Consider the following 10,697-nt stretch of genomic DNA (forward strand, 5'->3'; position numbering starts at 1 on the left):
TCCAAAACCTCGACAGAGCCGTCTCAAAGGATCAAGCAATCAACCACTCAAGAGCAACCGATAGGGCGGATATCGGTTAGTGTGATAAGCGAAACCTAAACGGATCAACTCTAGCCCGCGTTCAAGCAAGCATTACTGTCGGTTGCCTCTCCTAAGACAGGATTCACTGGAACGGGATTTGTTTGGAAAAAACTGGGCCCGAAACATAGCTGGGATACGAGACACGTGTGAAATAAGGCAAGAATGATCTGACGATAAAGGAGCATGTGTTAGCTCATCACAGGCGCTTAATCTTTGTGCGATTGGTAACTGAGCGACTGCCTACTACCTAACATTTAAGTTGGAACCTTTGGAAAATAGGTGTGTTATGATCAGTTGAAGTATTACCGGGGTTTGGCTTTATGCAAAACACACAGGAAAGCCAGACAGACGTCGCGCCCCTAAACGGGTCAAATGTAGCCAGGCGACGCTTTTCGGTTCCGCTCAAAGCTACAATTATTGTGGTGTTCTTTTTAACAACAGTTCCGGTTCTGTTAGCGACAATTCAGATCAACTACCAATCGAGTGAGCGTGTACTCAGGAATCACGCTGCGGACATTGTCGAAAGGTTCCGCAACGAAACAATCCGACAGATAAACTCAGAGTTCCAAGCATTGAAATCTCTCGTCGCGACGGCGGCAGAGCTTGGTCGGCAAGCCCCAGATCTATTCACCGACAGCAGAGCGCTAGTCTATCTTTTCGAGATGTTGGGCTACAGTGAAACGTTGTTGAACATCTATGTCGGAACAAACGACGGCGGATTTCGTCAAGCGCGACGCATTCATGATCATGACGCATCCTTCCACGGAGCCAAGCCTCCCGAAGACGCGGTCTATGCCTATCGCTTGATCGAACCGGACATGGGGCCGCCAATTCTCGATAGGTATATCTTTCTTGATAACGAACAGTCTGTTCTTGGCGACGTTGGGATAGACAGCGGTTATGATCCTCGCAGTCGATCTTGGTATTTACAGGCAGAAGAGGCAGGCGACGCTATTATCACAGATCCAGAGCTCTTCTGGGCATTTGGACTTGTAGGATTTACTGTCGCCGAACCTTACTCTATCGACGGTAGTTTACTGGGCGTCGTCGCCGCAGATGTTACACTGGATCGCTTTTCGCAGTACCTGGCTGAGAACCCTGTCAGCGACAATAGCGTAAGCTATATGCTGGACGACAAAGGGCTGGTTCTGGCGGCTTCAGACGGCATGACCCAATTCGGCGGTGGCAACAACCAAGTGGCTTTGACTCATGTCGCAGATGCCGAGAATCGAATTGCGGCCACGGCATATAGCCAGAGCCACGAATCCGAGGGGGCGGAAGTATACGACTTTTCTTATGACGGACAGGATTTCATCGTCTCGCTATCCTCGTTCCACGAAAACTTGGGCAAGCCCTGGCGATTAATGGTGGTTACACCACTTGACGATTTTACGGCTGAATTTCACGCGAGCAACCGCAAGATGCTGATCATTGGGCTGGCCGCCGTAGCGATCCAACTAACTGTAATCACGATTATTGCAGGCCTCGTCGCCTCCCCTCTCCAACGGCTCGCGCGCAAGGTCGAGCGGATACAATCGCTAGATAGCGCTTCGGACATCTCGATAGTTCGCTCACGCGTGAGAGAAATTGCGATTCTCTCATCTGCAATTGAGACCTTAGATACTGCTGTCCAGGCTTTTGCTCGCTTTGTTCCAGTTGAGTTGGTTCGGCAGTTGCTAAAGTCAGATCAAAAGCTTGAACTGGGCGGGCAGAGTCGGTTCCTGTCGATCTTGTTCTGCGACGTCGAGGCGTTTTCGACCTTAGCCGAGCGAATTGCAGCGCGGGATCTTCTTAGTCGCGTTTCTTCGCTATTGGGGATGTTCAACCGTCGCGTTCTTGAGGAAAAGGGCACAATCGACAAGTTTGTCGGCGACGGTGTCATGGCCTTTTGGGGGGCGCCGTCACCTCTGGATGAACATGCTTTTCATGCCTGCGTTGCCGCATTGGCTGTTCAAAATGATCTGGAGCGTCTGAACCAGGATTGGCGCAAATCCGACGAGCCCGAAATGCGGCTTAGGGTCGGCATTCATTCCGACGTGGTTTTGGTCGGTAACGTCGGCTCACGAGAAAGGATGAGCTACACTGTGTTGGGCGATGGGGTAAACATCGCGGCTCGGCTTGAAGACTGTAACAAAATTTATGGTACACAAATATGCATCAGCCATGACACCTTTCGCGAAGCCGGTGATCGTTTGTGCGTTCGTCCGATCGACGAGTTGCAGGTAAAAGGACGACGCTCTCTCGTCACAATTTACGAACTTTTAGGAGCACATGGTGCGGGTGACCAGTTTGAGCCATCAGAGAGCACCCTGGAGATAGCTCGGCTTAGTCGGCGCGCGTTTGATGCTTTGGTCGCAAAAGATCACAACACTGCTCTCAAAGCCTATCGCGAAGTCCTAGAAAGGCGACCCGATGATCCGGTGGCCAGCTTGCATGTGAAGCGGTTGGAGGCGGGTGAAATCGACCCGCCCTCACGCGCTTGGGTACGAGAAATCAACGATGTGTAGCGCATACGGTGCGTCGACGACTGATCCGTTTCGTCCCAGCGATTACTCAGCCGCGTTGGTGCGATGTCTTCAAGATGAAAACAATAGTTTGGTCGGGGCTCGTGTACTTGATGTGGGCTGCGGAAGCGGAGTTTTACTCGCTGCAGCAGGCGCAAAGGGTGCGGCACAACTAACAGGTGTTGATATTGAGCCCGACGCGGTCGCGTCGACCATCGCATTGCTAGAAAGCCAGGGGACTGCGGCGGTATACGACATTCACCAAGGTCAGCTCTTTGACCCTTTGGGTAATCGGAAGTTCGATCTGGTGCTGGCTAACCTTCCTCACTTTCCAATGTATCAAGCCACTGTTGCAGGACGCTTAGCGACTTGGAGCGCTGGCGGCCTTAGCGGCCGAAGACTGCTAGATCAATTCCTTGAAGGCTTGCTCCCGCATCTTGCGCCACGTGGCCGCGCGCTGATCGTGCACAATGCATTCATCGGCCTTGGAGAGACCCGAGACAAAGCTGCTGCGCTGGGGTTCACAGTTCGCCTACTCAACTCCTTTCTGGTTCCCCTACCCCAAACCAAGTTGGATGTTATGAATCGAGTTATTCTGAAGCGGGAAACCGGGAATTCGATCTTTCGGTTCGGGGACCACACTTTCGGCGAAGTGGCTGTGTTGTCGCTCGCTCGATCTGGCGCTGGAGAGGAACTTTTATGAAGGTTGCAACAGCAATTGTTTTGGCCGTCTTTATACTGACCTCGGCCTTGGTAGTTGCACCTGTTAGCGCCCAAACTCCAGATGAAGCCCTCGAAATACTACTGACCGAGGCGCGAGTCAAGTTGCCCACAGCCTGCGACGATCCGACGGCTGATCGTCTTGTCCGGATACTTTGTTCTGGCCGTATGCGCACGGGGATAAGAGGGCATTATCCGCTTTTTGCTACACGCAATGCAGATCGATCCGACAGGATCGGCTACGACACAGATGTGGCCCGAGCAATAGCTGCCCGGCTCGGCGTAGAGCCTGAGTGGGTACATGTTCGCGCGGCAACACGGATATCAACCCTTGCTGAAGACGGCGCCGACGTTGTGATTGCGACCATGGGGCACAATACGCGCCGGGACAGTCAGGCAAAGTTCATCCGCCCCCACTATTATCAATCAGAAACAATCATAGTAGGCCCGCTCGAAACAGATGTTTCGGCTTGGTCCGATGTCTCTGGCCAGCGTGTCTGCACCACAATTGGTAACTACGCGAATGCTCATCTGGTCACAGAAGGCGTTCGCTTAATGCTGTTCGAAGATGCCAGCCGCCTGCCAGAGGCGCTGACGGAACAAGTTTGTCGGTTGGTCGCACATGATGACAGTTTCCTGGCCTCGTACCTTGCGGAACCCTCCTTTGGTGATCGGTTCGAGCCCAAATTCGGTTTTGACCCTGTGCCCTGGGGAATAGCAGTTGCTCAATCCGACAGCGACGATCTGGCACGGGCATTGGAACTCATAAGTCAAATAATGCATCGCGACGGTGAATTCCTCGAACTTGCGCGCGAGAACGGAATTTTCACACAATTCCTGGAAGAACAACGAGGTCTCTGGCAGTCATCGGGATGCGCAACAATTGCTGCGTTACAAGACCCCTCATGTGTTCTGCCTGCCCTCGATGCAACTCCACCCCCAACGGCGTTTGCTGATACAGTCAAATCGACAAGCAGTTGGATGGAAGACAAGCTTGGGTTGTCCCCGACATTGCCAATGCTGACGAGCCAACCGGCTTTCGAAATCTTTACCGCTGGCGTCGTCAATTCTTTTGTCCTTGTCATTGGGTCGTTGACCGCAACGCTGGGCTTTGCCTTGATCGTCGGTCTTCTGGCCGCATTTCCAAATCGTCTGGCGCGCTTTCTGGCCTGGAGCGTGATCTCGGTGATCCAGTCTTCGCCGGTCATCCTGACGCTGGTGGTAGTAGCCGCCGTCGCGAACGCAACCTTCACCTATTCTCCCGCTGTGGCTCTGGGGTCGGCGATCATCGCACTTGGCCTGATGAATGGCTGTAACGCGGGTCAAGCGATTGGCGAAGCCGCATACAGTCTGCGCCGAGACGGACGTCATGGTGGGCGTTTTAGCCTATCGCTCTATCGCGAGGCTGTACGGCGGTCTCTGACGCAGATTCTTTCATTTTTGGTGAACGCAGCCAAAGGCACACCCATTGCCAGTTTCACTGGGGCACCCGAGCTTCTGAGTGCCCTCACCGACATAACATCTTTCGCGGCTGGCCGCGCTACCACCTACACGCTGGTCTTACTGTTCTATATTACCGTTGTGATTTGCGTCGTCTGGGTATGTGAAGTCATGCGCAAAAGACTTGATGTGCGTTGGCAGGAGGCCGGATCATGACCGAGCTGATTAATCTGCTCAATTCGGATTATCCAAGCGAATTGCTTACTGGCATGGTGGTCAACTTCCAGATCGCGCTGATCGCCCTGGCGTTTGGGCTGGCATTAGGTGTTCCGTGCGTGCTGATCTTGCTCACGGGGCGCTTTTGGACGCATGCGATCAATCCGCTCGTCGGTTTGATGCGCGCAGCCCCAACGTTTGTCGTCATGTTCTTTCTATTAAACACTGTTCCACGGCAATTTCAGGTCTTGGGAGCCAACGTCTCGCTTTCGCCCGAGCTGATCGTCGCATTGTCACTGGTACCGTATGTTGCGGCCTATGTGGTTGATAACGGCAAGACCGCCATAATCGAACTGCGCAAAGGCTCGCATGAAGCAGCGCTACTGCTCATACCTAATTTGATACGCGCCTTCGTCGTTCTGGTGATGTCCTCCAGCGCTGGCGTGGCAATAGGCGTTAATGAAGGTATCGCAGTCGTTCTGCGTGAGGCTGAAAGATACTCAACCCTTGGTGATCAGATGTTGGTTTTTATGATCGGCGTATTTGCTTTTGGCGTCGTGTTTCAGCTCGGCTTCGCCTGTGTCCGCATTGGGATACATCTGTTTTCAAACGCCAAATCAAGTAAAACACGTTCGACATGAGACGTTTTTCATAATTTGTAATTCTTCTACCCACTATTACGTCAACGATGCGGCTTTGTGCCCATTGCGAACCTATCCACGATTTTCTTGTCCGTCCGATTGGCTGTTATCTCCGTGCAGTCTTTACCAGCGTCTTGCTCAGCAAACGCCGCGAAGTCAGCGACATCGTGAACCGCCCAGAAGATTTCTTTAAAAAGAACGTAATTTGTACGTCAGCAACAATGGAACGGTTTGTTGCGCAATCGGAGGCGACAGTATCGACTTAGCAGCCCACGCCAGGGTGCTTTCGTGCGAATTCGAACTCGATTCTAATAGGCAAGTGAAACTGTCCATTGTCCCGCGCCCAATTTGTGCCACTCGGCAAGATGCCACCTCTGGCGGAATGCAAAAAAAAACGCGGACAGGTTGCTGCCTGTTTTATCTGTGCATCAATAGCCAGCAGCTGACTTTTCTTCTGACCGCCCTCGCCCCTTGAAGACTTTGGCTAGCCCAAACACTCGATATCAAACGCGGCAGCGCGCTTGGCGTCTTTCTCGAAAAAGCTCACCTGACCATTCGCTCCTTGGAACACTCCAGTGCCACCGACAACTGCCAATTGGGTTTCGAAATGGGGTACGGTGTCGGGGTTAGTCGGGCTGGGGTAGGAACCAGAATAGATCAGTTGGTTGCCGTCGATGGTTAGGTAAGCGTTTACTATGAGCTGAGTTTCACCCTCGCCCGAATCTGGTGCAATCAGCGTTGTGACGTTCTGCATGCCGATCATCTGGTCGTTTTCACTGAAAACTGTGACATGCCCAACCGCAACATCTCCGATACTGTTACCACCTGACGTAATTTTAAGGTCTTCCAAATAAACAGTAAATTTGCCGCATTCCGGAACGCTATCCGCAAACGCCGGAAGGGCTTGGGCAATAAGAAGAATAAAGATAACAAAACGCATTTTGGCTCCCCCTGGAAAAAAGGCTGAGCGAAATTGCTAGACAGGTGCTGCAAAAAGGCAAGCTTGAAACACATTCGCCTCGCTGTCCGCTCATTGTTTTCTAAGCTCAATCGTCAACAACCAGATTTCAAACGCGTATTTGCCTGCCCCGTTTTTGATAAGCGCTTCAAAGCGGTCGTAGAACTCGTTCAGATTTGCTTCGGTCATTTGGTCAGTTTCACCGCGCAACAAAGATTGCCTGAACGTGGACTCGGTAAAGGCACGAACAAAGCCCTTATAGCTGTTGGCGTAGTCTTGAGGCGCTTTGATTTGGTCTGCGAAGATATCTTTCGGGTTGTGCTGAGCCGGGACAGCCTCCGCTCTTTCGATCGAAAAGCCATCTGCCAAGTCCTTGTTACGTAGAAATGGCTCGAGCGCCTCTTCCCTGGACATAAACCAGATTGGCATAAGGAAGTCACGAAGCGCATGCTCAGATATCAACCCGTCGTTGACCATCGTTTCGGCGACGTGGTACATCGCGCGATAGGTATGCCTGCCAGAGCTGCAAATTCCATTGACCTCGCCCGCATCTGGAATAGCCCCCAGCGTCGAGACCATAAGCCTGCCACCACGACGCAACTCTCGAAGTCGCAAGGTTAGGAAGGTTTCCCAGTCTCGTTGCGCTTGTCTTTTGAGCGCCAGGCGAGCTTCTCCCTGAAGGTCTGCGAACCAGAGCGCACCTTTTGAAGAAATGCTGGGCTGTAAGCTGAGCCAATGGCTCGCACCGAACGAAGTTCCAACGTCAATGGACGACGCCGGTGCAGCCATTGAGAAAAAACTACCCACACTTGCAACTGGGCGAACATTGGAAGAGAGAGTGATGTAACCGTCCTAGCCAGCAGCGCATTCGAATAGGGTATTCCAATCGTTTTCCGCCTGATCGACATGGTGAACATAGATGGTGCATCCAGGGTAGCGGTCAGCAAAAGACTTTACGGCAGGCTTGATTGACAAAATCGCGTTTGATCCGGTGCCACAGCCATAGTCAGCAATGTGTATTTCATCTGATGCGGCCAGAACCTTATCGGCCATCTCCCGAACATCGTCCGCGCGAGATTGAATAGAGTGCTTCTGCGGGAGGGAATTTCCTGCATAGTCAATCATTCCCTCAGTTGGGCTGCTCCTATCGTTCATTCGATCCTCCCGCGCACAGTTGGATTGGCAGCTAGAGCCGATAGTATACATTGATTGCCAGTCAAAATCGATGAATTGACTGGCCCAAAAGTCGGTGGCAAGTCGCCAACCGAAAAGCCGCGATCGCTGCCCAATCGGCAGCCATCTAATGCGAACATTAATTGCCCAAACTGCCCTCTGATCCGCTACTGACTTGCGGGAAATTCCCGCAAGCGCTACGCTGAACTGAGGTCGTTCCGAGGCGACTCCCTGGTCCGCGGAAAGCTGTCATCGGCACCTCGAACAGAATGTGTGAAAACCACATCGGTTTCTCAGCCCGGATTAGCGGACGGTCGGGCATTGGAGGGAAGACCGATGACCAAATCACTCGATCAACTGCGCCGTGATGCCAAGGCTTTAGGCAAAGCTCTGACAGAAGGCGACAAAGGTGCCATGCTTCGCGTCCATGGCATAGTAGCGCCCCCCGCAAACGGTGCCTACAAACACGCGGATTGTCTGCATGTCATTGCGCGCGAGACGGGATACGCTTCTTGGCCAGCATTGAAACTTGCCGTTGAAACGCAGGGCATGGATCGCGCGCAGAAACAGGGGCGGCTGCGTTGGGCGCTCTACAACGGCTCAAAAGCGACGATCCAGCATCTGCTTGCGGATGAGCCGGACCTTGCCGAGGGTCAGGTGCCTTTGCTCGTTGCTCTTTATGACGTGACCGCGATGCGCGAGATCCTTGCGCAGGATCCCGGTGCTGCGACACGCGAATACCCGCCGCGGAGACCTATGTGCATCTGGCGTTTTCGAGATATCTGGGGATGAAACCTGAGAAAGAACCCGAGATGCTTGCTATGGCGGAATTGCTTGTCGAACACGGGGCAGATGTGAATGACAGTTTCGCCTTCGACCCCGAAGCAGATCATCGCTTGTCCGCGCTTTACGGTGCCATCGGCCATGCAGACAACATGCCTTTGGCCAGGTGGCTGTTGGAGCATGGGGCAAATCCCGACGACAATGAATCCCTCTACCATTCCACGGAACTGGCCCATACCGACGGTCTTCGTATGTTGCTGGCACACGGGGCAAATCCGAAGGGAACAAATGCATTGCCGCGGGCGATTGACTTCAACAGCGCCGATGCTGTTCGGCTGTTGCTGAAAAACGGTGCTGATCCCAATGAAGGCATCAACCCTCATCCGTCGGGTGAACCTTTCTTGGTGATCCCAGCCTTGCATCAAGCGGCCCGACGTTTGGCTTCTGGCGAAATCGCTCGGCTCTTGTTGGATCATGGCGCAAACCCAAATGCTGTTAGCCGCGGCCACTCTCCCTATGCTTTTGCCCGCATTTTCGGAAACAGGGGCGTCGCGACGGTTCTGGAACACGCAGGTGCATCCACTCAGTTGACGTTGATTGAAGAGCAACTGGCGCGGGCAGCGGACGGAACGTCAAAGGAGGACGACCAGATTGACATGAATGCCCTGTCGCAAGAGATGAAGCTTCTTCTTTGCCGCCTCGTCTGGCGCGAAGGAACCCTGCCTCACATGCAACGACTGGTCGAAATTGGCTTTGAGCCAAATCTGCCGGATGAGATGGGTATGCCGCCCCTGCACCTTGCTGGTTGGGAAGGAATGCCCGACGTCATGTCATATTTTCTGGGCCAGAGCCCTGACCTCGACCATACAAACGCCTACGGAGGGACCTTGCTCTCAACGATCGTTCACGGGTCCGAAAACTGTCCGCAAAAAGCACATCGCCAACACATCGAATGCGCGCGCCTGGCCCTGGCGAACGGTGTAGCGCTTCCTCGAAACACCTCACAATTCGCAACCGTTCCCGAGATGTCCTCCTTTCTGGCTGATTGGGCGGAAGCGCATCCCCTGCAAGTCACGGAACATGGAATCGTTTAAGGCGAGAAATGTTTGCGCCAGATGTACAGGCTGGCGCAGCAAGATTGTCTAAAGGCTGACCTTCATCGGCAGGATCGGCCCCCAGGGCGTTTGCCGCGCTTCACCAAAGACAGAGAATCCCGCCTTATGATAGGCCGCGATCGCACGCGCATTGTCCGGGTGCGGATCTGTTGCGACAACCGGGACTCCTGCGGAAAACACCCGTCTAAGATGCTCAGAGATAAAGGCCGAGCCGTGCCCACGCCCGATCATATCTGGCTCACCAATGAACTGGTCGATGCCCCGAGATCCCGGCGGAAGGGAATAGAAAGGGTGATCCTCCCAACCGTGAACAGTGTAATCCTGGATATATGCAAACGGGCGTTCTGCAAGCGAAACGATCCATCGTCGGACTCGTGCGTCTTCCAGTTCTTTGTTCGTGCTTGGCTCATTGGAATCCCACCATTCGCGAACATGCGGGTGCGATTGCCATTCCGAGATCATAGCAAAATCTTCAGACGTCATCTCGCGAAAAGCATATCGGTTCTGGGTAAGCATGGCCAAGGGTAGCAAAGAGGGGGCAGATGTTTAAGAGCATCTGACGGCCCCTTGGCACGTGGCGATATGCCCTTTTTGGTATCAATGGTTTGTATTGGCGTTGCTCGGCCCATTGCTGCCGTTCATCCTTTATGACCATCGCCGCGGTGCGGCCTGTCAGAGCCGCCGTTCGCTGCGGATGCAAAACGATACGCGGGCGAACTGGGAGTGTGCGGACTTTTCTGCCGCTAACCCATATCGTTTGGTGCAGTGCATCTGCCATTCGAAAATCTGATTTGAGACTTCCTCCTGAACGAGATGGAGGTAGAAACGAACAATTCTGAAAATATCGACCGGGTATCGCCTGGCAAAAAGTCCTGGTGCCCTGTAGATATCTATCCAACTATACAACAATACCGGAGAAGATAGTGGCCTTCGCAGCGCGGGACCCCGATGCTGATATTTTACGCGTCGCTCCGGAGGAGCCATTGGGGCAAAAAGGTGACATGGTACCGTCGGACCATTCGCAATTTCGAAGTGGTTGATACCGGGAAAGATACTTATTTCCTGC

The 10,697-nt window shown here is 53.2% G+C and carries 8 protein-coding genes and 1 pseudogene; 6 read left to right on the forward strand and 3 right to left on the reverse strand.

All coding sequences use genetic code 11. The features are described from left to right. Positions 1-401: 401 nt before the first annotated feature. Genes GOW40_RS04260 through GOW40_RS04275 form a run of 4 tightly spaced genes read left to right on the forward strand, consistent with a single transcriptional unit; the run spans position 402 to position 5,602 of the window. Positions 402-2,588, forward strand: coding sequence for an adenylate/guanylate cyclase domain-containing protein (locus tag GOW40_RS04260; protein ID WP_171128293.1), 2,187 nt, complete (start codon positions 402-404; stop codon positions 2,586-2,588). Further along, a complete protein-coding gene (locus tag GOW40_RS04265; protein WP_171128291.1) occupies positions 2,581-3,288 on the forward strand; it encodes a methyltransferase in 708 nt (235 codons plus the stop codon). Before GOW40_RS04260 ends, GOW40_RS04265 begins: the two co-directional genes overlap by 8 nt. Then, positions 3,285-4,961 (forward strand): transporter substrate-binding domain-containing protein, encoded by a 1,677-nt coding sequence (locus GOW40_RS04270; RefSeq protein WP_171128289.1) that lies wholly within the window; start codon positions 3,285-3,287, stop codon positions 4,959-4,961. Before GOW40_RS04265 ends, GOW40_RS04270 begins: the two co-directional genes overlap by 4 nt. Then, positions 4,958-5,602: a hypothetical protein gene (locus tag GOW40_RS04275; RefSeq protein WP_171128287.1), complete on the forward strand. Its 645-nt coding sequence runs from the start codon at positions 4,958-4,960 to the stop codon at positions 5,600-5,602. The genes GOW40_RS04270 and GOW40_RS04275 overlap by 4 nt, the downstream gene beginning before the upstream one ends. Positions 5,603-6,086: 484 nt before the next feature. Here the strand turns inward: GOW40_RS04275 and GOW40_RS04280 are convergent, their stop codons facing one another. Continuing rightward, a complete protein-coding gene (locus GOW40_RS04280) occupies positions 6,087-6,542 on the reverse strand; it encodes a hypothetical protein (RefSeq protein WP_171128285.1) in 456 nt (151 codons plus the stop codon). A 90-nt stretch (positions 6,543-6,632) separates the two neighbouring features. Further along, positions 6,633-7,766 (reverse strand): annotated as a pseudogene (locus GOW40_RS04285) (hypothetical protein). 303 nt (positions 7,767-8,069) lie between these two features. On the opposite strand from GOW40_RS04285, the gene GOW40_RS22140 reads away from it, so the two are divergent. Then, entirely contained in the window at positions 8,070-8,525 is a 456-nt protein-coding gene (locus GOW40_RS22140) for a hypothetical protein (protein ID WP_254444248.1), read from the forward strand. After that, positions 8,522-9,610 (forward strand): ankyrin repeat domain-containing protein, encoded by a 1,089-nt coding sequence (locus GOW40_RS04295; protein ID WP_254444251.1) that lies wholly within the window; start codon positions 8,522-8,524, stop codon positions 9,608-9,610. Before GOW40_RS22140 ends, GOW40_RS04295 begins: the two co-directional genes overlap by 4 nt. Before the next feature lie 48 nt (positions 9,611-9,658). Here the strand turns inward: GOW40_RS04295 and GOW40_RS04300 are convergent, their stop codons facing one another. Then, positions 9,659-10,147: a GNAT family N-acetyltransferase gene (locus tag GOW40_RS04300; RefSeq protein ID WP_171128280.1), complete on the reverse strand. Its 489-nt coding sequence runs from the start codon at positions 10,145-10,147 to the stop codon at positions 9,659-9,661. Positions 10,148-10,697 lie beyond the last annotated feature (550 nt).

Origin of the sequence: Ruegeria sp. HKCCA6707, assembly GCF_013033515.1 — a bacterium.
Classification (GTDB): Bacteria; Pseudomonadota; Alphaproteobacteria; order Rhodobacterales; family Rhodobacteraceae; genus Ruegeria.

Excerpts from the sequence above, each read along its gene's own strand:
- GOW40_RS04260 (WP_171128293.1), top strand. The coding sequence starts at position 402 with ATGCAAAACACACAGGAAAGCCAGACAGACGTCGCGCCCCTAAACGGG.
- GOW40_RS04265 (WP_171128291.1), top strand. The coding sequence starts at position 2,581 with ATGTGTAGCGCATACGGTGCGTCGACGACTGATCCGTTTCGTCCCAGC.
- GOW40_RS04270 (WP_171128289.1), top strand. The coding sequence starts at position 3,285 with ATGAAGGTTGCAACAGCAATTGTTTTGGCCGTCTTTATACTGACCTCG.
- GOW40_RS04275 (WP_171128287.1), top strand. The coding sequence starts at position 4,958 with ATGACCGAGCTGATTAATCTGCTCAATTCGGATTATCCAAGCGAATTG.
- GOW40_RS04280 (WP_171128285.1), bottom strand. The coding sequence starts at position 6,542 with ATGCGTTTTGTTATCTTTATTCTTCTTATTGCCCAAGCCCTTCCGGCG.
- GOW40_RS22140 (WP_254444248.1), top strand. The coding sequence starts at position 8,070 with ATGACCAAATCACTCGATCAACTGCGCCGTGATGCCAAGGCTTTAGGC.
- GOW40_RS04295 (WP_254444251.1), top strand. The coding sequence starts at position 8,522 with ATGAAACCTGAGAAAGAACCCGAGATGCTTGCTATGGCGGAATTGCTT.
- GOW40_RS04300 (WP_171128280.1), bottom strand. The coding sequence starts at position 10,147 with ATGCTTACCCAGAACCGATATGCTTTTCGCGAGATGACGTCTGAAGAT.